This window comes from Erwinia oleae, assembly GCF_000770305.1.
In the GTDB taxonomy this organism is placed as follows: Bacteria; Pseudomonadota; Gammaproteobacteria; order Enterobacterales; family Enterobacteriaceae; genus Erwinia; species Erwinia oleae.
This window is the reverse complement of the sequence record NZ_JNVB01000045.1, coordinates 11,165-34,577: the sequence shown is the minus strand read 5'-3', so window position 1 is coordinate 34,577 and position 23,413 is coordinate 11,165. Positions and strand designations below refer to the sequence as shown.

Here is a 23,413-nt window from a genome sequence, read left to right as displayed (position 1 = left end):
CGGCAGACCTTTCGGCAGCGTGATGTCGCCATAGCGCGTGCGGATCAGACGGCTGACCTGCACACCCACGGATTCCCACAGCCGTCGCACTTCACGATTACGGCCTTCGGTCAACGTCGCGCTGTACCACTGGTTAATGCCTTCGCCGCCGATAAATTTCAGCGTTTTGAACGAGGCCGGGCCGTCTTCAAGCTGCACGCCGCGGCTCAGTTGCCTGAGCTTCTCCTCATCGACCTGACCAAATACCCGCACGGCATATTCCCGTTCCACTTCGCGGCTGGGATGCATCAGGCGGTTAGCCAGTTCGCCATCGGTCGTAAAGAGCAGTAAACCGCAGGTATTCACGTCCAGACGCCCTACGGCAATCCAGCGCGCGCCGCGCAGTTTCGGCAGGCGATCGAAAACGGTTGGACGACCTTCGGGATCGTTACGCGTGCAGAGCTCACCCTCTGGCTTGTAATACGCCAGCACGCGGCAGATTTCTGCGGTTGATTCAGTAACGGAAACCAGATGACCATCAATACGGATTTTTAACGTTTTATTTGGCTCGACGCGGTCGCCCAGCGTGGCCAGTTTGCCATCGACGCTGATGCGTCCGGCGGAGATCATTGCTTCGATTTCGCGGCGGGAGCCATGTCCGGCGCGCGCTAACACTTTCTGTAACTTTTCGCTCATAGAGCACCCTCTTTGTCGCCTTCCCAGGCGTCATGGTGAAAACAAAATATCTTTTATTTTCAATAACTTAATATGTAACCGCGCTGCTATTATACAGACTTTCCGCCTGGCTGTAACCCTGTTTATCAACGTTAACATGCCGTACTTTTCGACCGGCTAAACGTCACATCGTAATGAGAGCAGCAGAGAGAGGTCTGTTGCATGGTTATAAACACCTGTGTATAACGCACGTTATATTGTTGCCTGTTATTTTCCTGGCATCTTCGGGAAGAAAAGGTTTTATCCCGCCTAACTGCGCCACTTAAAAAATAAATAATGATTGCTGATATCAATTGCTGCGATTTGCCGGACCGTGATTAATAAAAAATAATAAAGTGAATGATTAAAATATTTGCGATAAGTACCAGAACGATCCGCCTGAATCCCTTCCCTCTCTTTAATTTTATGCTGGGATTTGCATAAGATCCTTCGCTAATCGGCGGCATTAACGCAAATCTTCCACCCGCTTCAGGTAGTGGATTGAGTTAACAGCCGATGAATGCCACTTTAAATGAAAACGCTGCATTGGCAATTGATCTCTTTAGTGACTCATATAAACTTTATTTAAGGCGGAGAAACTTCGCTAATAAAATATAAATATCAGTTCGACCATAAATAAAAACTTTAGTGTTTTTTTAATTAAATAACCTCGGAGCATCGCTCCGATAAAAACGCTGATCCCGAATCAGCATCGGCATTCCACGTCATTAATCTTCACCAGGGATTTACCGACGTGACCGACTGAGCGTAATGATGATGAAAAACAAACTTTTTTCAGCGTTAGCATTGCTAACGCTGACCGGCTGCTCCGTGGGAAAATACCAGTACAGCAGCGAAGCAATGAATCGTGTCGATATGAATTTTACCGGCATTCCTACCATTTTGGGCATTGGCACGCTGGGGAGCAGTATTCCCCTGACGGCTGACTACAGCCTTACGGCGGCGCACGTGGCCAGATATTCCGTACAGCGCGTGAAGGCTTACCATCCTTATTGCGATCTGGCGATTATTTATCATAAAAACGATCTGAAATCCCTGCCGAAATTCCGTGAGGGTGCAATTGGTGAGCCGGTTAAAATGTATGGCTACAGCTTTATCAGCGCGATGCCGGTGGAGTCATCAGGCGTTAATCTGGCACTCACCGGTATCAGGAATGACTGGAATAAACGTCCCTGCGTGGCGATGGCCTCAAATGCCGGCGTGGTGAAAGGCATGTCAGGTGGCGCGGTTTATAATAATGATGACACTATTGGCGGAGTGATTGTCGGTTTCAGCACGGAAATCAGGCAGCACAAAGCGTCACCCGCCCCGCTTAAAGACGTCTCGCTGTATATTCCTTATCGTGATTTTAAATCATGGCTGAATAAATCGATCACCTGATAATAACGCGGGTAATGTTCATTTATACCGCCGGATGCCTTCCGGCGGTGGAACGTATTACAGAAAAGGGGTGATATCTCCTGCCCCTTCTCTCACCACGACCGGCGAATTGTCCGTCAGATCGATAACGGTGGTGGGATGCTGCCCCAGATAGCCGCCGTGAATAATTAAATCCACCTGTTTACCAATCACGTCCTGAATGGCTTCCGGGTCGGATTCGGTAAAGTCGTTGCCTGGCAAAATCAATGATGTGGACATCATCGGCTCATTAACCGCATTCAGCAGCGCCAGCGCAACAGGATTGGAGGGGACGCGCAGCCCGATAGTTTTGCGCTTCTCGTTCATTAACCGGCGAGGCACCTCTTTGGTCGCTTTTAAAATAAACGTGTAGTTGCCCGGCGTATTATTTTTTATCAGCCTGAAGGCGGTATTATCGACGTGCGCGTAAGTAGAAAGCTCAGATAAGTCGCGGCATACCAGCGTGAAGTGGTGATCGCCGTCCAGCTTTCTGATCTGGCAAATGCGCTCCATGGCGCTTTTATCTTCCAGGCGACAGCCCAACGCGTAACCGGAATCGGTTGGATAGACGATCACGCCGCCTTTATTCAGCATCTCAACCGACTGCTTAATCAGCCGCGGCTGCGGATTTTCGGGATGAATATAGAAAAATTGACTCATTATAAACTCCTGGCTGTCACGCCTGCGGCGCAGCAACCTGAATAATATGTGGAAAGCGGAGCCAGACGGCCTCGACGCCTCCCGGAAGCCACAGGTTTTTACCCAGTTCGATCCACGGGCAGGCCTGATGAAAATCGGAACCCTGCGACGCGGCCAGGTGATAATCCTGCGCATAACGCGCCAGTTGGCTGCGCTCATGCGGTGGCTGCTGACACTGCGCCACCTCCATTGCATCGCCGCCCTCTTCGCTGAAGTGCGCGACCAGGCGCTTCAGCCATTTAGCTGACAATCCGTAGCGTCCGGGATGGGCCAGCACGCTGCGCCCGCCAGAATGATGAACAGCATCAATGGCTTGTTTAATTGTACACCACTGCGGCGGCGCGTAGCCGGTTTTCCCGCGCGCGAGATAATTTTTAAAAACCTGCGCCATGTTTTCTGCCTTTCCCTGCGCCACCAGAAAACGGGCAAAGTGGCCGCGGGTTATCGCGCCCCCATCAGCCAGCGCCAGTGCGCCTTCAAGCGCACCGGGAATGTGCGCTTTTTCCAGCCGTTCGGCGATCAGTTCTGCGCGCGCCATGCGCCGCTGATGCTGCTCGTGCAAAAAAGCCGTCAAATCAGGGTGGTGTTCGTCCACGCCCAGACCAACAATATGAATTTCATGGTTTTCCCACAGGGTGGAAATTTCCACGCCAGCCACCAGTTGCAGCGGCAGCCCGTCTTTTTCAATCGCCTGACGCGCGGGTGCAATACCGGCGACGGTGTCATGATCGGTTATCGCCAGCACGCCTACCCTGCGTGCTACCGCCCTGTTTACCAGTTCATCCGGCGTGAGCATGCCATCAGACGCGCGCGTATGGCTGTGAAGGTCGTAAATCGGAAACGGGTTGTACGGGAAAGGTTCAGCCAAAACGACTCCGGATGCAGCGGAAAATATCGCAGCATGATAACCAGATTTCATCGGCAGGGAAAAAGAGTATTGACTTTTTTGCCGCGAACCCGTTAACTAGTACGCAAGTTCACGCACAAGGGTATCTGAATCATGATTATCAAAAACAGAATGATGACAGGTTGGTGGCGCACTTCTTCCTGAACGGGCGAAGGCGTCCTGCACGTACCTGAAAGAGTGCAGATACCCAGGCCCGCCAACAGCGGGCTTTTTTTTTGCAAAATTTAGAGAAGTGAGTGTATGCCAAACGTTAAACCTGGAGTGAAACTGATTACCGGTAGCGCCCCTTATCGCGAAGATCCGGCCGCCGTATTCCATCAGCTTTGCGGCGCGCGTCCCGCCACGCTGCTGCTGGAATCCGCTGATATCGACAGCAAACGTAACCTGAAAAGTCTGCTGATTGTTGACAGCGCGCTGCGCATCAACGCGCTGGAGAATGTCGTCACCATCCAGGCGCTCTCGGAAAACGGTCGCGCGCTGCTGCCGCTACTGGACGAAGCATTGCCGCATGACGTGGTGAATACCGTACGTCCCGATGGCCGCGAACTCCGTTTTTCGCCAAACAGCGAGGTACAGGATGAAGATTCACGCCTGAAGGCCACCTCGGTGTTTGATGCGCTGCGCCTGATCCCGCATCTGGTCAGAAGCCCGGCGGACGAGCGCGAAGCCGTGCTGCTCGGCGGCCTGTTTGCCTATGACCTGGTCGCAGGTTTTGAAGATCTGCCCGCGCTGGCAAATGACCAGCGCTGCCCTGATTACTGCTTCTATCTGGCCGAAACGCTGCTGGTTATCGACCATCAGAGCCGGAGCGCACGTTTGCAGGCCAGCCTGTTCACCCCGGCACCGGCGGAATTTTTGCGGCTGCAAAGCCGTATTGAGCAGATCCACGCGCAGATGCTGCAACCGGCCCCCGCGCTGCCCGTCAAAACCCTTGAAACCATGACGCTGAGTTGTAACCAGAGCGATGAAGCCTACTGCGCGGTAGTTGAAGAGATGCAGGCGGCCATTCGTCAGGGCGAAATTTTTCAGGTCGTGCCGTCGCGCCGCTTTTCGCTGCCCTGCCCGTCGCCGCTGGCGGCGTATGACACGCTGAAAAACAGCAATCCCAGCCCCTACATGTTCTTCATGCAGGACAGCGATTTTCAGCTGTTTGGCGCCTCGCCCGAAAGCTCACTGAAATACGATGCAACTAACCGTCAGATTGAAATCTATCCTATTGCCGGTACGCGTCCGCGCGGCAGGCACGCAGACGGCACGCTGGATCGCGATCTCGACAGCCGCATTGAGCTGGAGATGCGTACCGATCATAAAGAGCTGGCGGAGCATCTGATGCTGGTTGATCTGGCGCGCAACGACCTGGCGCGCATCTGCGAACCGGGCAGCCGTTACGTGGCCGATCTCACCAAAGTTGACCGCTACTCCTTCGTGATGCATCTGGTGTCGCGGGTGGTTGGCACGCTGAGAGAAGATCTTGATGTACTGCATGCCTACCGCGCCTGTATGAACATGGGCACGCTGAGCGGCGCGCCGAAGGTTCGCGCCATGCAGCTCATCGCCAGCGCCGAAGGCACGCGTCGCGGTAGCTACGGCGGCGCGGTGGGTTACTTTACCGCCAGTGGCGATCTGGACACCTGTATCGTTATCCGCTCAGCCTGGGTTGAAGACGGCATCGCCACCGTCCAGGCCGGCGCGGGCGTGGTGCTGGATTCCGTACCTCAGGCCGAAGCCGACGAGAGTCGCAACAAAGCGCGCGCGGTATTGCGCGCTATCGCCACTGCGCATCACTGCAAGGAGATTTTCTGATGGCCGATATCCTGCTGCTCGATAATATCGACTCATTCACCTACAACCTCGTCGATCAGCTGCGCGCCTTCGGTCATCGCGTGGTGATTTATCGCAATAATGTGCCGACGCAGACGCTGGTTGAGCGTGTTAACACCATGACCCGTCCGGTGCTGTTGCTTTCACCAGGCCCCGGAGCACCTGCCGACGCGGGCTGCATGCCTGAATTACTGCGCCAGCTACGTGGCAAACTGCCGATTATTGGTATCTGTCTGGGTCATCAGGCGATTGTGGAAAGCTATGGCGGCCACGTTGGTCAGGCGGGGGAAATCCTGCACGGTAAAGCCTCTGCCGTCACTCACGACGATTGCGGCATGTTCGCCGGATTGAGCAATCCGCTGCCGGTGGCGCGCTATCACTCGCTGGTCGGCAGCAACGTGCCTGCCGAACTGACGGTCAACGCCACCTTCAATGACATGGTGATGGCCGTGCGTCACGATGGCGATCGCGTGTGCGGCTTTCAGTTCCATCCGGAGTCCATTTTGACCACGCAGGGCGCGCGCCTGCTTGAACAAACCATCGCCTGGGCGCTGGCGTAACAGGGAGAATGAAATGAACATAATTCTGGAAAAGCTTTACCAGGCGAAGACGCTGAGCCAGGCCGAGAGCCACCAGCTATTTTCAGCCATCATTACCGGACAGCTTGAGCCGACGCAGCTCGCCGCCGCGCTGATTGCCATGAAGGTGCGCGGCGAACGTCCCGAAGAGATTGCGGGTGCGGCCACCGCGCTGCTGGAAGACGCAAAACCTTTTCCGCGTCCCGACTACGCTTTTGCCGATATCGTCGGTACCGGCGGCGATGGCAGTAACAGCATCAATATTTCCACCGCCAGCGCTTTTGTGGCGTCGGCCTGCGGCCTGAAGGTTGCCAAGCACGGTAACCGCAGCGTCTCCAGCAAATCCGGTTCGTCCGATCTGCTGGCGGCGTTTGGCATCAGGCTGGATCTGCCTGCGGACGAGGCGCGTAAGGCGCTGGACGAGCTGGATGTCTGTTTCCTGTTCGCGCCGCAGTATCACAGCGGTTTTCGCCATGCCATGCCGGTGCGCCAGCAGTTAAAAACCCGTACCCTGTTCAACGTGCTTGGCCCGCTGATCAATCCGGCACGTCCGCCGCTGGCGGTGATCGGCGTTTACAGTCCGGAGCTGGTGTTGCCGATTGCGCAGACGCTGAAAGTGCTGGGTTACCAGCGCGCTGCGGTGGTGCACGGCGGCGGAATGGACGAAGTGGCGCTGCACAGCGCCACGCACGTGGCCGAACTGCGCGAAGGCGAAATCACGCATTATCAGCTTACGCCGGAAGATTTTGGCCTGAGCTTTCATCCTCAGGAGGCGCTGGCAGGCGGTTCGCCGGAAGAAAATCGTGACATTCTGACCCGATTACTTCAGGGTAAGGGCGAACGCGCCCATGAAGAAGCCGTCGCCGTGAACGTTGCGCTGCTGTTGAAAATTTTCGGTCACGAAGACCTCCGTGAAAATGCGCAACACGCACTTCGCGTCATTCGCAGCGGCAAAGCTTATGAACGCGTTGTGGCACTGGCAGCAAGAGGATAATCATGCAGGATACCGTACTCGCTAAAATTGTTCAGGACAAAGCGGTCTGGCTGGCAGCGCGTCAGCAAGCGCAGCCGCTCTCTTCATTTCAGGATGAGGTTACGCCCTCGACCCGCAGCTTTTATGATGCGCTTGCAGGCACGCGTACCGTGTTCATTCTTGAGTGTAAGAAGGCTTCGCCGTCAAAAGGGCTGATCCGTGAAGATTTCGATCCGGCCACTATCGCCGGTGTTTATAAGGACTACGCGTCGGCAATATCCGTACTCACCGATGAGAAGTATTTCCAGGGCAGCTTCGACTTTCTGCCGGTGGTCAGCGCTGCCGTCACCCAGCCGGTGTTGTGTAAGGATTTTATTATCGATCCTTATCAGATTTACCTGGCGCGTTACCATCAGGCCGATGCGATCCTGCTGATGCTGTCAGTGTTGAATGATGAACAGTATCGCCAGCTCGCCGCCGTCGCGCACAGTCTGGAGATGGGCATACTCACTGAAGTGATCAGTGATGAGGAGCTGGCTCGCGCCACGGCGCTCGGCGCGAAAGTTGTCGGTATTAACAATCGCGACCTGCGCGATCTGTCGATTGACCTTGACCGCACCCGCCGTCTCGCGCCGAAAGTGGCGCACGGCGTTACCGTGATCAGCGAATCCGGCATTAACAGCTACGCGCAGGTGCGCGAACTCAGCCATTTTGCGAACGGCTTTTTAATTGGCTCGGCGCTGATGTCAGAAGACGATCTGGCCGCCGCCGTTCGCCGCGTCATGCTCGGCGACAACAAGGTTTGCGGCCTGACCCGCCCGGAAGATGCACGTAGCGCGCTGGACGCCGGCGCGATTTACGGCGGATTGATTTTCGCTGAAGGATCTCCACGTCAGGTTGATACGGAAAAAGCGCGCGCGGTGATCGGCGGAGCAAAGCTTAAATACGTCGGCGTGTTTCGTCATAACGCACCCGGTGACGTTGTCACTATTGCAACCGACCTTAAGCTGCATGCCGTTCAGTTACACGGTCAGGAAGACCGCCAGTATGTTGCTGAACTGCGCGCCGCGCTGCCGCCTGAAATAAAAATCTGGAAGGCGTTCAGTATCGATGACGCTCTGCCTGCGCGTGACTGGCCGCACGTCGATCGCTACGTCTTTGATAACGGTCAGGGCGGCAGCGGCAGACGCTTTGACTGGGCGCTGTTGCAGGGCCAGAGGCTGGATAACGTGCTGCTGGCCGGCGGCCTGGCCGCCGACAACTGCGTGGAAGCCGCCCGCCTTGGCTGCGCCGGACTGGATTTTAATTCAGGCGTGGAAAGCGCTCCCGGCATTAAAGATGCGTCGAAAATTGCCTCCGTGTTTCAAACGCTGAAGGCTTACTGACTCCTGAAGCAGGCCCGGCCTGCTTCCTGCTGGAAAAGAGAAACGACTATGACCTTACTCAATCCCTATTTTGGTGAATTCGGCGGCATGTACGTGCCGCAGATTCTGATGCCGGCCCTGCGCCAGCTCGAAGAAGCCTTTGTCAGCGCCCAGCGCGATGCGGAATTTCAGGCTGAATTCAGCGATCTGCTGAAAAACTACGCCGGTCGTCCCACCGCCCTGACCCGCTGCCAGAACCTGACGAAAGGCACCCGCACCCGTCTTTACCTGAAGCGCGAAGACCTGCTGCACGGCGGCGCGCATAAAACCAATCAGGTGCTGGGACAGGCACTGCTGGCGAAGCGCATGGGCAAAAAAGAGATCATCGCTGAAACGGGCGCCGGACAGCACGGCGTGGCCTCCGCCCTGGCCAGCGCGCTGCTGGGCCTGAAGTGCCGCATTTACATGGGCGCGAAAGACATTGAGCGCCAGTCGCCAAACGTCTTCAGAATGCGCCTGATGGGCGCCGAGGTGATCCCGGTGCACAGCGGCTCGGCCACGTTGAAAGATGCCTGCAACGAAGCGCTGCGCGACTGGTCCGGCAGCTACGACACGGCGCACTATATGCTTGGCACCGCCGCCGGCCCGCATCCCTTCCCGACCATCGTGCGTGAGTTTCAGCGAATGATTGGCGAAGAAACCAAAGCGCAGATGCTGGAAAGAGAAGGTCGTTTGCCGGATGCGGTTATCGCCTGCGTGGGCGGCGGCTCAAACGCTATCGGCATGTTCGCCGATTTTATTGATGACGCCAACGTCGGGCTGATCGGCGTGGAGCCGGCAGGCCACGGCATCGAAACCGGCGAGCACGGCGCGCCACTCAAGCACGGTCGCGTGGGGATCTATTTCGGCATGAAGGCGCCGATGATGCAGACGGAGGACGGGCAGATTGAGGAGTCCTACTCCATTTCCGCCGGGCTGGATTTCCCTTCGGTCGGCCCGCAGCACGCGCACCTGAACAGCACGGGTCGCGCAGAGTATGTCTCTGTTACCGATGACGAAGCGCTGGACGCGTTCAAGATCCTGTGTCGCAGCGAAGGCATAATCCCTGCGCTGGAGTCGTCTCATGCGCTGGCCCACGCGCTGAAAATGATGCGTGAGAACCCGGAAAAAGAGCAGCTGCTGGTGGTTAACCTTTCCGGTCGCGGCGACAAAGACATCTTTACCGTTCACGATATTCTGACTGCGAAGGGAGAAATCTGATGGAACGTTATGAACAGCTGTTCAAACGCCTGCGCGCTAATAACGAAGGCGCCCTTGTTCCTTTTGTGACGCTGGGCGATCCCTCACCCGAGGTCTCTTTGCAAATCATCGATGCGCTGATTGAAGGCGGCGCGGACGCGCTGGAACTGGGCATCCCCTTTTCCGATCCGCTGGCCGACGGCCCCACGATCCAAAATGCCACCCTACGCGCTTTTGCTGCGGGCGTGACACCGTCACATTGTTTTGAGATCCTGAAAACCGTGCGGCAGAAGCATCCTGAGATCCCGATTGGCCTGCTGATGTACGCCAATCTGGTTTTCTCAAACGGCGTGGATAACTTTTATGCACGCTGTCAGGAAGCGGGCGTGGATTCGGTGTTGATTGCCGACGTGCCGGTTGAAGAGTCGGCCGCTTTCCGCCAGTCGGCGATGCGCCATAACATCGCGCCAATCTATATCTGCCCACCCAACGCCGATGACGAGCTGTTGCGTGAAATTGCGTCGCACGGCCGTGGTTACACCTATCTACTGTCACGTGCGGGCGTGACCGGTGCGGAAACGCGCGCCAGCCTGCCTTTGCAGCATCTGGTTGAGAAGCTGAGCGAGTACCATGCTGCACCGCCGCTTCAGGGTTTTGGTATCTCTGAGCCTTCTCAGGTCAAAGAGGCGCTTAACGCAGGCGCAGCGGGCGCCATCTCCGGCTCCGCTATCGTTAAAATTATCGAGCGCAATCACGCCAACCCGCCGGAAATGCTGGCTGAACTGACCGCTTTTGTCAGCAATTTGAAAGCCGCCACGCGTTAATTTCCCCTCGCGCCTTAGCGACTCCGTTAAGGCGCTATTTTTCTGTTCTTTTTTAGTGCCAGCAAATTGATTAATTCGCTATCGTCGCTAACACTCTACGAGTGACAGAACAGTTCTGTCCGACCGGCACATGCCAATTATTAATGACAGGGAGATTGACAATGAAGTTGTTTAAAGTTCTGACGGGTGTGGTGATTGCGGCAGCAGTAGCATTGACGGTCGCCTGTGCGCCAACAGCAACAAAAGAAGGTACTGGCGGTTATCTGGACGACACGGTTATCACCACCAAGGTGAAAGGCGAGTTAATTAAGGACGATATGCTTAAATCCACTGAGATCAACGTTGAAACCTTTAAAGGTCGCGTACAGCTGAGCGGATTTGTCAGTTCACCACAGATGGCTAATCGCGCGGTGCAGATCACCCGTAGCGTGAAAGGCGTTAATGCGGTAACTAACAAAATGCAGATTAAGTAAATCTGACAGACGTTATACAGGCGCACAGAGTGCGCCTTTTTTTATGGCTGACGATCAGAAACGATAGCCTGCGCCAAAGAAGAAGACGAACGGATTAATGTGAGTATCAATGCTCTGCCGCTCGCCGCCCGCATCAAAGCTGACTTTGGTATCAATATCCATGTACCAGACGGAGGCGTTGATCATCCAGTCTGGCGTGAGTTGATAATCCAGCCCTACCTGACCCGCCACGCCCCACGAGTTTTTCACGCTCAAATTGCTTAAGCCCGCATCGCGACCGGTTTGATTAAAATCTTCATCGTAAAACATGGTGTAGTTAACGCCGATACCGGCGTAAGGCTGCCATTTGCTGGCGCCGTCCATAAAGTACCACTGCGCCATCAGAGTGGGCGGCAGTTGACGCACCGTGGCCAGCGTGCCGGTAGATTCCAGCCCCACTTTATGGCGGAACGGCGTGGCGCCGAGGAGTTCAACCCCCACGTGGTCGGTCGCCATCCAGGTAAAGGTCAGACCCAGTTGAGTATTGTTGCTGACGTCAAATTCGCCTAACCCGAGCACGTCATCGGAACCACCGGTTGGCCGCACGGTGGCAGAACCTGCACGCATAAAGAAATCGCCCGCTTCATGGGCGGATGCCACAACGGGTAACAGAGTAACCACAGCCAGCGCCAGTGCTTTCAGTTTCATCCTTCACTCCTTTGCAAATTTGCTATGAAAGTTTGATTTGGTAGTTATTGGCCGTACTTTTACATGGGTTATTCAAAAAGATCATCCAAATCAATTTTTTCGAATCCCTTAAAAAACATAGAGTTGATTTAGATCAACTTACCCACTTCTACCTCTAAAGAATTAACCCTGTTGCAGGAAACAGGGCAGCGGACTATTTTCATATTTCTTACTGGTGATGTTGGTTCGAAGCCTCAGGAGGGGTGGACAATCAGATGAGCGACTCTCTTAATCCATGCATCAGTTGCGGCGCCTGCTGCGCACATTTTCGCGTCTCTTTTTACTGGTCAGAAGCTGACGACGGCGGCGGCGTTGTTCCGGCCGAACTGACCGAGCCTTTAAATCTTTTTATGCGCAACATGCGCGGCACCAACGCGCGTTCGCCTCGCTGCGTGGCGTTAAAGGGGGAGCCAGGAGGCTGCGTTTCATGCGGGATTTATGAAAACCGGCCCACTCCCTGCCGCGAGTTCGCCCGTGCGGGTGAAAACGGTGAAGCGAATGAAGCGTGCGATCGCGCCCGGGCACGCTACGGATTGCCGCCGCTTTTTGCAGCACTATCGCCTTCTTTAATCGAAAGTTATGTAAGTCAGGGTGCCAGGTTAGCGTCAGACAATGTACAATCGCCCGATCGTTAATACAGGCTTTTCAAGGAGTGTACATGTCAATCACGGCGGGATCGCTTTACCGTGACACCGGGAATTTTTTACGCCATCAGCTTATTACTATCGTGCTGATGGCGCTGTTAACCTCATTCATCACCGTTATTATTGGCCACGCATTAACCCCCGAAGCCGGACAGCTCTCTCTGATGACCGAAGGAAACAGCGGTTCCAGCCTGCTCGAAATGGTACAGAATATGACGCCGGAGCAGCAGCAGGTGCTGCTGCGCGCATCGGCTGCGGGTACCTTCGCCTCACTGTTGGGCAATACCCTGCTGTTGGGGGGCATGCTGTGCCTGCTGCCGATGGTTTCCGCCGGGCAGCGCGTCAGCGCGCTGCGCGCGATCGGCGCATCTGCGCCCATGCTGCTGCGTCTGCTGTTGCTGGTGTTTTTGATGACGCTGGCGGTGCAGATTGGCTTTATGGTCGTGGTGGTGCCGGGAATTGCGATGGCGATTTTGCTGTCGCTGGCGCCGGTGATCATGAGCACTGAGAAAGTTGGCGTATTCGCGGCCATGCGCACCAGCATCCGTCTGGCGTGGCGTCAGGTCAGGCTGGTTGCGCCGGCGGTAGCCGTCTGGCTGCTGGCGAAGGTGGCGGTGCTGTTGCTGGCCTCCTCGTTGACCGTGTTGCCTGCCAATGTGGCTTCAGTAGTGCTTAACGCGCTCAGCAACCTCATTTCGGCCATACTGATTATCTACTTATATCGCCTTTATATGCTGTTACGTTAATGCAGTTTTGGCTCTGTCTGGTATCTGGAAGCCCTTATGAAGCAATTACTTGATTTTCTTCCGCTGGTGGTATTTTTTGTCTTTTATAAGCTGTATGACATTTTTGTCGCCTCCGGCGCGCTGATCGTCGCCACCGCGCTTGCGCTGGTGGCAAGCTGGGTGCTGTATCGTAAAGTGGAAAAAATGACCATCGTCACCTTCGTGCTGGTGGCCGTGTTCGGCACGCTGACGCTGGTTTTCCATAACGATGAATTCATCAAGTGGAAAGTAACCGTTATCTATACGCTGTTCGCTGCCGCACTGGTGTTCAGCCAGTTCTGGATGAAACAGCCGCTGATCCAGACCATGCTGGGTAAAGAGCTGACGCTGCCTGCCCTTGCGTGGCGAAGGCTGAACGTGGCCTGGGCGATCTTTTTTCTCGCCTGTGGTCTGGCAAATATTTATGTGGCGTTCTGGATGCCGCAGGAAATCTGGGTCAATTTTAAAGTCTTTGGTTTAACCGGCCTCACGCTGCTGTTCACGCTGTTCAGCGGGGTCTATATCTACCGTCTGATGCCGCAAGAAGAAAAATAGTCACCACGCCCGGCCACTCGCCGGGCTTTTTTTATTTTTACCGGAAGCAAAATGATGATCGATAACAAAAATCGTGCGCCGCAGGGTGAAATGGTGCTGAGGACGCTGGCGATGCCCGCTGATACCAATGCCAACGGCGATATTTTTGGCGGCTGGCTGATGTCGCAGATGGATATGGGCGGCGCCATTCTGGCGAAAGAGATTGCTGGTGGGCGCGTGGTGACGGTACGTGCGGACGGCATGACCTTTCTCAAACCGGTAGCGGTGGGTGATGTAGTGAGCTGTCACGCGCGCTGTATTCGCACCGGCACCAGCTCGATAACCATTAATATTGAGGTATGGGTAAAAAAAGTGTCGTCGGAACCGATTGGTCAGCGTTACTGCACCACCGAAGCGGTGTTCGTTTATGTTGCCGTTGATGATAAAGGCAAGTCACGCCCGCTGCCTGCGGATAAGAGCCACTTTCAGTCAGACGACGAAGCACAGGCCTGAACCGGGCCGCGCAACAGTGCTATTGGAGAGGTGTTCAGGGTAAAGAGTAAAGCGGCACGCGCCCTTGACGGCGCGTGCCGGACAGCCAGGGATGGCGTTTTGCATCCTTACGATTGCCCTGCCAGACACGCCTCCCCGCCGTTTTTATTTACCCGACGCTGGCGCCGCCGTTGAGACGGAACATAATATTCATCGTCAGGTTCTTGCCAGGTTTACCGGGTTCATATCGCCACTGTTTCATCGCAGCCTTCACCTCGCGCTCGAACATATTGCGCGGTTCGGCGGAGAGGATGCGGACGTTATCAACGCGGCCGGAATCATCAACGTCATACTGCACCCGCACGCGTCCTTCCATGCGCAGCGCCTGCGCGCGCGCCGGATAAACCGGTTTGCCGACGTTAAGCGCTTTTGGCCCGGTTGGCGGCGCGACTGAAGACCCCTGCGCGGTTTTCGGCGCGGTGGAAGGCTTAGGCGCGGGCTGCTTGTTTTCATTGAACGGCGATGCCGGACGCGGCTCCTCGCGCGGTTTTACCTGCTTCTTCGGCTTGACCACCTCTTTCTTCACCGGTTTCGGTTTTGGTTTTGGCTCCGGTTTCGGAATGGGCACCGGCACCGGCTTCGGCGGTTCGGGAACCGGCTCTGGCTCTGGCTCAGGTTCTGGCACCGGTTCCGGTGCGGGCTGAGGAGCAGGCTGCGGCTCCGGCTGTACCTCCGGCGCCACCATTGAAACGCTGATAGGCTGAGACGCTTTTGGTACTTCCACAACCTGGTGATAAGAGGCGTAAAGGATCCCGCCAATCGCCACCACATGCAGCGCAACGGAGCCCAGCATCGGTAACGAAATACGTCGGGGTAAAGAGGGTTCAGTCAGCGTCGTCATAATCTTTCTACAGCAAAAGTGAAGGTGTAAGTTTAAATGCAAATAGCAATCAGTTTCAACAACCATGCATAATAAGGTGATGGTTTTTGTTCTTAATCGCTTTTTCACCGCGGCTGTATCTCTGAGCGGCGCTTTTCGTTTGCAGAATCCCTGTCAATAACTTAACGTGAAGCCAACTTTTTGAGCGGACAGGAGTATAACAGGTGCTTTACGTAATCTATGCGGAAGATAATGCAGACTCACTGGAAAAGCGCACCTCGGTGCGTGCGGCGCATCTGGCGCGTTTACAGCTGCTGCGAGACGAAGGCCGCCTGATCGTTGCCGGCCCGATGCCGGTGGTTGACAGCAACGAACCCGGCGCGGCGGGCTTTAGCGGCTCCACCATCATTGCCGAGTTCTCTTCGCTGGAAGAGGCGCAGTCCTGGGCGCAGGACGATCCCTATATCGCCGCTGGCGTGTATAAGCAGGTGGCGGTCAAACCCTTCAAGCGCGTCTTTTAAGCCATCAGCTGCGCAGCCTGCCGGATGGGCTCAAAGCTGGTTAATAAACAGGACAGAGCGACGATGCTGCTGGTTTAACGTATGACGGATAAGATGCATCCGTCCGTAGCGTTTGGATTGCGCTTCCAGCCAGCGCGTCCGGCGACGTTGGGCCTGACGCTGCATTCTCCAGCGCGCGACTTCATTGCGGCTTCGTCTCATCTCTTCTTTCCTGCTTTAAAAAAATGGCGGCGTATTATAACGCCTCAACGCCGTTACTGAGGTCCGATGACTTAAAGGTTTCGCCTGCCGTCATCTGCACGTACACTCCTTCTATCTAAGAGAGAACCGGATTTCCCACACCATGACGACGTTTTATACCCTGCTCAGCTGGCTTCTTGTTTTTGGCTACTGGCTGCTGATCGCTGGCGTTACGCTCAGGATCCTGATGAAGCGTCGGACGGTGCCGTCCGCCATGGCCTGGCTGCTGATCATCTATATTTTGCCGCTGGTGGGGATCATTGCCTATCTCTCGTTTGGTGAGCTGCACCTCGGCAAACGTCGCGCCGAACGCGCGCGCACCATGTGGCCTTCAACGGCACGATGGCTGACCGATTTAAAATCCTGCCATCAGATCTTCGCCCATGAAAACAGTGATGTGGCGCGCTCGCTGTTTCAACTGTGTGAGAAACGTCAGGGCGTGGCGGGCGTTAAAGGCAACCAGCTACAGCTGCTCACCTCTACCGACGATACGCTGACCGCGCTGATCCGCGATATTCAGTTAGCACGTCACAATATCGAAATGGTCTTCTATATCTGGCAGCCCGGCGGCATGGCCGATGAAGTCGCTGAGTCGCTGATGGCGGCGGCGCGGCGCGGCGTGCACTGCCGCCTGATGCTTGATTCAGCGGGCAGCGTGCAGTTCTTCCGCAGCCGCTGGGCAGGCATGATGCGCAACGCCGGGGTCGACGTGGTGGAGTCGCTAAAGGTTAATCTGCTGCGCGTGTTTTTGCGCAGGATGGATTTGCGCCAGCATCGCAAGGTGGTGTTAATCGATAACTATATCGCCTACACCGGCAGTATGAACCTGGTCGATCCGCGCTATTTCAAACAGGACGCCGGCGTCGGGCAATGGATTGACCTGATGGCAAGAATGGAAGGCCCGGTCGCCACCACCATGGGCATTATCTACTCCTGCGACTGGGAGATCGAAACCGGCAAACGCATCCTGCCGCCGCCGCCGGATCCCAATATTATGCCGTTCGAGCAGGAGAGCGGACACACCATCCAGGTGATTGCCTCCGGGCCTGGCTTCCCGGAAGACCTGATTCACCAGGCGCTGCTGACGGCGGTGTATGCCGCGCGCGAGCAGTTGATCATGACCACGCCCTACTTTGTGCCAAGCGACGACCTGCTGCACGCCATCTGTACCGCCGCGCTGCGCGGCGTTGACGTCAGCATCATCGTGCCGCGCCATAACGATTCTCTGCTGGTCGGCTGGGCCAGCCGGGCATTTTTTGCCGAACTGCTGGAAGCCGGGGTAAAGATCTATCAGTTTGAAGACGGCCTGCTGCACACCAAAAGCGTACTGGTGGACGGTCAGCTCAGTCTGGTCGGCACGGTGAACCTCGATATGCGCAGCCTGTGGCTCAATTTTGAAATCACGCTGGTGATTGACGATGACGGTTTTGGCAGCGATCTGGCGACCGTTCAGGACGATTATATCGCCCGTTCGCGACTTGTGGACGCCCGGCGCTGGGCGAAGCGCGCCTGGTGGCAACGAATTGTTGAACGACTGTTTTACTTCTTCAGCCCGTTGCTGTAAAACGTGCGGAAATGACCCGGTCCGATGGAAAACGTTATGGATTTAAACAATCGCCTGACAGAAGATGAAACGCTGGAGCAGGCCTACGATATTTTTCTTGAGCTGGCCGCTGATAACCTCGATCCGGCCGATATCATTCTGTTCAATCTTCAGTTTGAAGAGCGTGGCGGCGCGGAACTTTACGATCCGGCCGAGGACTGGGCAGAACACGTTGATTTTGATCTGAACCCGGACTTCTTCTCGGAAGTGGTCATCGGCCTGGGCGATGCAGACGGGGAGCCTATTAACGATGTCTTTGCCCGCGTGCTGCTGTGCCGTGAGAAAGATCACAAGATTTGCCATATTCTGTGGCGCGACTAGCCACAGTCAACCGGGAAGCGTCGCCCTGTACGTTATGGCAGGCCACGCGATGACCGCTCTCTTCAACCTCACGCAACAGCGGTACCTCCACCCGACAGCGCGCCGTGACATACGGGCAGCGCGTATGAAAACGGCAGCCGGCTGGCGGGTTTGAAGGATCCGGAATTTCCCCACTGACCACGGCTACCGGTTCACTATCCGGATCCAGCGTCGGCACCGCCGCCAGCAGCGCCTGCGTGTAAGGATGGAGAGGCTGGCGAAACAGCGCATCACGGCTTGCCGTCTCCACCAGTTGCCCCAGATACATCACCGCCACGTCATCACACAGGTGTTCCACCACGCCGAGATCGTGCGAAATAAACAGAAAAGTGACGCCAAAATCATCCCGCAAATCGGCAAACAGATTGATGATCTGCGCCTGGATCGACACATCCAGCGCCGAAATCGGCTCATCCGCCACAATAAAGGCCGGTTTCAGGATCAATGCGCGTGCAATGCCGATGCGCTGGCGCTGACCGCCGGAAAACTCATGGGGAAAGCGATCGTAATGCTGCGGCGCCAGGCCGCAAATATTCATCACCTCCAGCACCCTGTCGCGCAGTTCGGCGCGGGTGCAGCGTTTATGCTCAAGCAGGGCTTCACCGATGGCATCGCCGATCCGCAGGCGTGGATTGAGCGAGCTGTAGGGATCCTGAAACACCAGTTGAATATCGGGACGCAGCGCTTTCATCTGCTTTGGCTTCATCGCGTGCAGATCTTCGCCGCGAAAAATAACCCGCCCCGCCGTTTTATCATGTAGCCCCAGTAGCGTGCGGCCAACGGTGGTTTTACCGCTGCCCGATTCTCCTACCAGGCCAAAGATGGTGCCTTTGCGAATGGCAAAGCTGACGTCATCCACGGCGCGCACCTGGCCGGTCTCCTGTCCAAACAGGCCATCACGAACCGGAAAATACTTTTTCAGCCCGTCCACTTCAATCAGATACATGTGTCGCTCCTGCGGCAAGCGCGGCGGGGCCGGACCAGAAACAGGCGACCTGCCGCTCGTCGCCGATGAGTGGCGGAACCCCCGCGCGACAGCGCTCGGTGGCGCGTTCGCAGCGTGCGTAAAACGCGCAGTATGGCGGCAGCGCCGCCAGATCGGGCACCTGGCCGGGTATTGAGTAGAGGCGACGGCGACGCTCGCCCGGCTGTGGTTTTGCGGCAATCAGCCCTTGCGTATAGGGATGCAGCGGATTGCGCAGCACCTCCGCCGTGGTGCCCTGCTCAACGATCCTGCCGGCGTACATCACCACCACCCGCTCGGTCATCTGCGCAATCACCCCTAAATCATGCGTAATAAGCATCAGCGCCATCGCGTGCCGCTGCGCCTGCTCGCGCAGCAGCCGCAGAATTTGCGCCTGAACGGTGACGTCCAGCGCAGTGGTCGGCTCGTCGGCGATCAGCAACGCGGGCTGACAGCTCAGCGCCATCGCGATCATTACGCGCTGCAACATGCCGCCGGAAAGCTGGTGAGGATAGCTGCTCATCAGGCTTTCCGCACGGGCCAGGCCCACGCTGGTCAGCATTTCCGTCCCCAGCGCCCAAGCCTTCTTAGGCGATTCGCCGCGATGTAAAATCAGCGGCTCCACCAGTTGTTCGCCAATGGTAAGTACCGGATTGAGCGCCGTCATCGGCTCCTGAAAGATCATCGCCATCTGGTTACCACGCAGCGCCGCCCGCTCTCTGCCGCGGAGTGTCAATACGTCGCGGCCCTGAAAGAGAATTTCACCGCCGTCGATGCTCGCCGACCGGGGCGGCAACAGCCCCATCAGCGACATTGCGGTGACGCTTTTTCCGCAGCCCGACTCACCCACGATACCCACGGTTTGTCCGCCCCGCACCTCGAAAGAGAGATCCTGCACGGCGCGAACCCGTCCCTGTTCACTGGCAAAAGAGAGGGAAAAGTGATTAAAACGCACCAACGGCTGCGTCATCGTCTGCTCCGTTTCATTTTAGGATCGAGCGCGTCGCGCAGGCCGTCGCCAAGAATATTAATGGCAATGACGGTAATAAAAATCGCGATGCCCGGCGGCATCCACAGCCAGGGGCGGCGCTGAAAATCGATCAGGCTGTTCGCCGCGTCCATCATGTTTCCCCACGAGGGCATGGGCGGCACCACGCCCAGCCCGAGATAGCTGAGCGCCGATTCGCTGAGGATGGCATTCGCCACCGCCATCGTCGCCATCACCAGCAGGATCGGCACGGTATTGGGCAGCAGGTGACCGAAAAGGCGGCGGCGGGATGACAGACCCAGCACCTGCGTCGCTAACATAAACTCGCGCTCGCGCAGCGAAAGGATCTGCCCGCGCACCAGGCGCGCCAGTTTTGGCCACTCCAGTACACTGAGCATGACGATAACCATCCAGACGCGCGACTCCGGCGAGAAGTCCAGCTCGGCGAGCATCGCCCCCATGACAATCAACAGCGGCAACGACGGAATGGTCATCACCAGATCGGCAAAGCGCATGATCAGTTTGTCCGTGAGGCCGCCCAGATACCCGGAAATGGCGCCGAAGAGATAGCCGAGCGTGACCGACATCAGCATGGTCAGCAGGCCGATAATCAACGAAATACGGCCCGCCAACAGCAGGCGCGTGTACACGTCGCGTCCCAGAAAGTCTGTGCCAAGCCAGTGATCCGCGCCGGGTGGCTTATTAATCATCAGCGCATCGGTGGCGTCGTCACGCCACGGCGAGAAGTACGGCCCAACCATACACCAGACGGCCATCACCAGCAGTACAACCAGGCAAAGCATGGCAAGCGGGTTGCCGCGCAGCGCGCGCGCTGCCTGCCGCCAGGGTGACGGCGTCACCTGCGCCAGCGCCGGAATCTCCGCCTTGCGCAAACGGCGTTGGGTGGAAAATAACGTTCGCAACATCTTCATGCGACCCGAATACGCGGATCGGCCCAGGCGTAAAGCACGTCGGCCAGCAGATTGCCCAGAATGGTCAGCACCGCAAGAAACAGCGTAAAACCCATCAACACCGGATAGTCACGCGCGGCCAGTGAGTCAATATGGATATGTCCGGCGCCGGGCCAGTTAAAAACTTTCTCGGTGATCAGCGCACCGGAAAACAGGCCCGGCAGTTCAAAACCGAGCAGTGTGATAATGGGCAGAAGCGCATTGCGCAGCGCATGTTTGAAAATCACCCTGCCTTCACGCAGCCCTTTGGCGCGCGCGGTACGGATGAAATCCATCCGCACCACATCAATCATGCTGGCGCGAAAATAACGCGTCAGGCTACCGGCCTGCAACATGACAAGCGCCAGCACCGGCAGGATCAGATGCGCCGCCACCTGCATAACATACGCCCAACCTCCTTCATCGCTGCCGATGTTGGTCATGCCGCCGACCGGCAGCCAGTGCAGATCGACGGCAAACCATTTAATCAGCAGCAGGCAGAGGAAAAAGGTCGGAAACGACATGGCGGCGAAAATGACCACGCTGACCAGGTGATCGAACAGCGATCCGGGTTTCATCGCCGAAACGATGCCCACCGCCAGCGCAATTCCCCAATAGAAAACCAGCGCGATACTCGCCAGCAGAAAGGAGTTCCAGATGTACTGATTCAGCAGTTGGCTGACCGGGATCTGATATTGCAGCGAATAACCCAGATCGCCCTGCATTAACTGCCAGAGCCAGTGCAGATAGCGCGTCAGCAGCGGCCGATCCAGTCCGTAGAGCGCCTTCAGTTCAGCGGCGCGCTGTGCGGTCAGCGTTATGTTGCCATCAATAAAATCGCCGGGGGTTTTGGCAAACAGCAGGAAGATAATCAACGAAGCAAGCAGCAGCATCGGCAGGGTTTGCAGCAAACGACGCAGAATGAAATTTCTCATCACGTTCTCGGTGCCGCCGCGAGGTCATCGCGGCGGTCAGGGCTGGTTATTTAACGATGTTGACATCCGGCAGGCTGCCGGTCAGACCGTTGTATATATCCGGTTTGAAACCGGTAACTCTCGCGCTGCTGGCCGAGAGAATTTTACGATTGGCCAGCAAAATGACCGGCGGATCGTTAGCCAGTACCTGATAGAGCCGATGGTAAATCGGTTTGCGCTTCTCAACATCTAACGTAGCGTTGCCTTCATTGATCAGCTTATCCACTTCAGCATTGTGATAGCCCTGCACGGCGGCTTCAGTGCTGTAGAAGTCCCACACCCCGTCGTGCGGATCGTTGAGCGTGCTGGTACTGAAGGAGGCGAGATCGTAGTTGCCGGCCTTGCGCTGAGACATCAGCGCGTTAAAGTCCACCACCTGCGGTTTGAGGAGTACACCGATCTGCCGGTAGTTTTCTTTTGCAATCGGGATCAGCGCATCGTTCAGCACCTTTTTACTGACCAGCAGCAACAGTTCAAGCCGCTTGCCGTCTTTAACCCGGATGCCGTCTTCCCCCATCTTCCAGCCTGCCTCATCCAGCAGCTTTTTTGCCTGCGCCGGGTCGAAGTTATAAGGATTCACCCCCTGCGTATTAAAAGCCCAGGAGATGGGCGCAATGGGCTCAATCGCCACGCTGCCGTAGCCCTGATAGACCACGTTGACCAGTTTCTGGCGATCGAGACCATAAATCAGCGCCTGACGCACGCGTACGTCCTGCAAGACCGGACGCTTCAGGTTGAACTCGACCTTGCTGTAGTCGCTGGAGCCGTACAGGTTGATATTGGCGAAACCGAGTATTTTCAGCTGTTCAATATCATCCGGCCGTGAGGTAAACGCATCGTAATCGGTGTCACCGGTTTGAAATAACTGGAAATTGGTTGACGGATTGGTGACGCGATAAATAAATCGCGGCGTGGGCGGTTTACCACGATAGTAGTGGGCGTTGGCATGGAAACGGATCTCCTGGCCCGGAATATATTTATCGTAGATATAAGGGCCATTACCGAGCGGTTTACCGTGCAGCGTGCGCAGGTAATCCAGCTCTCCACGCTGATAGCCGCGGCCGTAATACGCTTTCGACAGTACCGGCCCGCCGATCTTTTGCAAGGTGGTGGCGCCCGGCTGCGTGGTGGTAACCTGTAAGGTAAGTGGATCGATAACCTTCAGTCCGCTGACGCTGTCGGCCTTACCCTGCTTGTACGCGTCGCCACCGGCAATATGCGCCAGCGTGATGTCGGTATCGCCATCATACTTCGGATCGTAGAGGACGGTCAGCGTGAAGGCGACGTCTTCTGCGCTGAGCGGCGAGCCGTCGCTGAAGGTTAAATCAGGGCGCAGTTTTATCGTCCAGATTTTGCCATCATCGCTGACCTGCCAGCTCTCCGCCAGGCCCGGCACCAGTTTGCCGTGACTGTCCCAGTCGATCAGCCGTGCGAAGATCACATTGGTGACGTTTTCATCCCAGCCGTTAACAAAGAAATAGGGATTAAAGATGCCCTGCGGTTCGGAGATACCGGCGATAACCGTATCCTTACGCAATTTTGCGGCAGCGGGAACCTGGCTGGCGTCGGTTGCCGGTGTGATACCTTCCTGAAGCAGTTCGTCCGCAAAAGCGAAAGATGAACAGACTATGGCGCTGGTCAGCAGTGCAGCGCTCACGGCCACGCGCAGAGGCGTGGCGAAAAACGGAATTGATAACGTGGCCAAAAACGATCCCTCATCCAATGGTAATAATCAGCGAGAGAGTAAGGTCATTCACAGAGGCTGTCTAACAACGAAAAAGCA

At 56.3% G+C, this 23,413-nt stretch carries 24 protein-coding genes, 1 pseudogene and 1 other annotated feature; of the genes and pseudogenes, 14 read left to right on the top strand and 11 right to left on the bottom strand.

Translation table 11 applies throughout. From position 1 onward, the window contains the following. Positions 1–675 (bottom strand): 23S rRNA pseudouridine(2605) synthase RluB (gene rluB, locus GS12_RS14915; RefSeq protein WP_034948395.1); only part of this gene is annotated, 675 nt, incomplete at its 3' end. A 792-nt stretch (positions 676–1,467) separates the two neighbouring features. On the opposite strand from rluB, the gene GS12_RS14910 reads away from it, so the two are divergent. Continuing rightward, positions 1,468–2,094: a serine protease family protein gene (locus GS12_RS14910; protein ID WP_407637863.1), complete on the top strand. Its 627-nt coding sequence runs from the start codon at positions 1,468–1,470 to the stop codon at positions 2,092–2,094. A 57-nt stretch (positions 2,095–2,151) separates the two neighbouring features. Here GS12_RS14910 and GS12_RS14905 read toward each other — a convergent pair whose 3' ends face one another. Both GS12_RS14905 and rnm read right to left on the bottom strand, forming a co-directional pair. After that, entirely contained in the window at positions 2,152–2,772 is a 621-nt protein-coding gene (locus GS12_RS14905; RefSeq protein ID WP_034915120.1) for an L-threonylcarbamoyladenylate synthase, read from the bottom strand. 16 nt (positions 2,773–2,788) lie between these two features. Continuing rightward, positions 2,789–3,679, bottom strand: a complete 891-nt coding sequence (gene rnm, locus GS12_RS14900) for an RNase RNM (RefSeq protein WP_034948394.1) — start codon at positions 3,677–3,679, stop codon at positions 2,789–2,791. Between the two features lie 156 nt (positions 3,680–3,835). Continuing rightward, positions 3,836–3,934: a sequence feature (Trp leader region), on the top strand. A 24-nt stretch (positions 3,935–3,958) separates the two neighbouring features. On the opposite strand from rnm, the gene GS12_RS14895 reads away from it, so the two are divergent. From GS12_RS14895 to GS12_RS14865, 6 genes and pseudogenes are all read left to right on the top strand, one after another. Beyond that, a complete protein-coding gene (locus GS12_RS14895; RefSeq protein WP_034948392.1) occupies positions 3,959–5,521 on the top strand; it encodes an anthranilate synthase component 1 in 1,563 nt (520 codons plus the stop codon). Next, positions 5,521–7,111: pseudogene (gene trpD / locus GS12_RS24975) on the top strand (bifunctional anthranilate synthase glutamate amidotransferase component TrpG/anthranilate phosphoribosyltransferase TrpD). Before GS12_RS14895 ends, trpD begins: the two are co-directional and overlap by 1 nt. Before the next feature lie 2 nt (positions 7,112–7,113). Further along, positions 7,114–8,475, top strand: a complete 1,362-nt coding sequence (gene trpCF / locus GS12_RS14880; RefSeq protein WP_034948388.1) for a bifunctional indole-3-glycerol-phosphate synthase TrpC/phosphoribosylanthranilate isomerase TrpF — start codon at positions 7,114–7,116, stop codon at positions 8,473–8,475. A gap of 48 nt (positions 8,476–8,523) precedes the next feature. Continuing rightward, on the top strand, positions 8,524–9,714 hold the full coding sequence (gene trpB, locus GS12_RS14875) for a tryptophan synthase subunit beta (protein WP_034948386.1): 1,191 nt from the start codon (positions 8,524–8,526) through the stop codon (positions 9,712–9,714). Then, on the top strand, positions 9,714–10,517 hold the full coding sequence (trpA, locus tag GS12_RS14870; protein WP_034948385.1) for a tryptophan synthase subunit alpha: 804 nt from the start codon (positions 9,714–9,716) through the stop codon (positions 10,515–10,517). The genes trpB and trpA overlap by 1 nt, the downstream gene beginning before the upstream one ends. A gap of 161 nt (positions 10,518–10,678) precedes the next feature. Beyond that, a complete protein-coding gene (locus GS12_RS14865; RefSeq protein WP_034915137.1) occupies positions 10,679–10,990 on the top strand; it encodes a BON domain-containing protein in 312 nt (103 codons plus the stop codon). Between the two features lie 54 nt (positions 10,991–11,044). Here GS12_RS14865 and ompW read toward each other — a convergent pair whose 3' ends face one another. Beyond that, positions 11,045–11,677, bottom strand: coding sequence for an outer membrane protein OmpW (ompW, locus tag GS12_RS14860; protein ID WP_034915140.1), 633 nt, complete (start codon positions 11,675–11,677; stop codon positions 11,045–11,047). Between the two features lie 254 nt (positions 11,678–11,931). On the opposite strand from ompW, the gene GS12_RS14855 reads away from it, so the two are divergent. From GS12_RS14855 to yciA, 4 genes are read left to right on the top strand one after another with little or no spacing between them, the layout of a single operon-like run. Further along, on the top strand, positions 11,932–12,351 hold the full coding sequence (locus tag GS12_RS14855; protein WP_034948382.1) for a YkgJ family cysteine cluster protein: 420 nt from the start codon (positions 11,932–11,934) through the stop codon (positions 12,349–12,351). A gap of 23 nt (positions 12,352–12,374) precedes the next feature. Continuing rightward, positions 12,375–13,106, top strand: a complete 732-nt coding sequence (locus GS12_RS14850) for a YciC family protein (RefSeq protein WP_034915146.1) — start codon at positions 12,375–12,377, stop codon at positions 13,104–13,106. A gap of 36 nt (positions 13,107–13,142) precedes the next feature. Continuing rightward, entirely contained in the window at positions 13,143–13,679 is a 537-nt protein-coding gene (locus tag GS12_RS14845; RefSeq protein ID WP_034915148.1) for a septation protein A, read from the top strand. A 54-nt stretch (positions 13,680–13,733) separates the two neighbouring features. Continuing rightward, positions 13,734–14,171 (top strand): acyl-CoA thioester hydrolase YciA, encoded by a 438-nt coding sequence (gene yciA, locus GS12_RS14840; RefSeq protein ID WP_407637862.1) that lies wholly within the window; start codon positions 13,734–13,736, stop codon positions 14,169–14,171. Between the two features lie 148 nt (positions 14,172–14,319). On the opposite strand, the gene tonB is transcribed toward yciA, so the two are convergent. Beyond that, entirely contained in the window at positions 14,320–15,051 is a 732-nt protein-coding gene (gene tonB / locus GS12_RS14835; RefSeq protein ID WP_034915151.1) for a TonB system transport protein TonB, read from the bottom strand. 203 nt (positions 15,052–15,254) lie between these two features. Between tonB and GS12_RS14830 the strand changes: the two genes are divergently transcribed. Next, the gene (locus GS12_RS14830; protein WP_034915153.1) at positions 15,255–15,551 is read left to right on the top strand and encodes a YciI family protein; all 297 of its coding nucleotides are present in this window, start codon (positions 15,255–15,257) and stop codon (positions 15,549–15,551) included. Between the two features lie 30 nt (positions 15,552–15,581). Here the strand turns inward: GS12_RS14830 and GS12_RS24360 are convergent, their stop codons facing one another. After that, entirely contained in the window at positions 15,582–15,752 is a 171-nt protein-coding gene (locus GS12_RS24360; RefSeq protein ID WP_152601416.1) for a YciY family protein, read from the bottom strand. 142 nt (positions 15,753–15,894) lie between these two features. Here GS12_RS24360 and cls point away from each other — a divergent pair, with 142 nt between their 5' ends. Then, complete coding sequence (cls, locus tag GS12_RS14825) at positions 15,895–17,355, top strand: cardiolipin synthase (protein WP_034915156.1); 1,461 nt, start codon at positions 15,895–15,897, stop codon at positions 17,353–17,355. Positions 17,356–17,391: 36 nt separating this feature from the next. Next, on the top strand, positions 17,392–17,715 hold the full coding sequence (locus GS12_RS14820; RefSeq protein WP_034948379.1) for an HI1450 family dsDNA-mimic protein: 324 nt from the start codon (positions 17,392–17,394) through the stop codon (positions 17,713–17,715). Here GS12_RS14820 and GS12_RS14815 read toward each other — a convergent pair. Genes GS12_RS14815 through GS12_RS14795 form a run of 5 tightly spaced genes read right to left on the bottom strand, consistent with a single transcriptional unit; the run spans position 17,639 to position 23,299 of the window. After that, positions 17,639–18,700 carry an ABC transporter ATP-binding protein gene (locus tag GS12_RS14815; RefSeq protein ID WP_052118479.1) on the bottom strand — a complete coding sequence of 354 codons (1,062 nt, stop codon included), beginning with the start codon at positions 18,698–18,700 and terminating at the stop codon, positions 17,639–17,641. The two genes, GS12_RS14820 and GS12_RS14815, sit on opposite strands and share 77 nt — an antisense overlap. After that, positions 18,687–19,688: an ABC transporter ATP-binding protein gene (locus GS12_RS14810; RefSeq protein ID WP_034948376.1), complete on the bottom strand. Its 1,002-nt coding sequence runs from the start codon at positions 19,686–19,688 to the stop codon at positions 18,687–18,689. The genes GS12_RS14815 and GS12_RS14810 overlap by 14 nt, the downstream gene beginning before the upstream one ends. Next, positions 19,685–20,632: an oligopeptide ABC transporter permease gene (gene opp4C, locus GS12_RS14805; protein WP_034948373.1), complete on the bottom strand. Its 948-nt coding sequence runs from the start codon at positions 20,630–20,632 to the stop codon at positions 19,685–19,687. Before opp4C ends, GS12_RS14810 begins: the two co-directional genes overlap by 4 nt. A gap of 2 nt (positions 20,633–20,634) precedes the next feature. Then, entirely contained in the window at positions 20,635–21,591 is a 957-nt protein-coding gene (locus GS12_RS14800; protein WP_034948370.1) for an ABC transporter permease, read from the bottom strand. 46 nt (positions 21,592–21,637) lie between these two features. Next, positions 21,638–23,299, bottom strand: coding sequence for an ABC transporter substrate-binding protein (locus GS12_RS14795; RefSeq protein ID WP_235421191.1), 1,662 nt, complete (start codon positions 23,297–23,299; stop codon positions 21,638–21,640). Between the last annotated feature and the right edge of the window lie 114 nt (positions 23,300–23,413).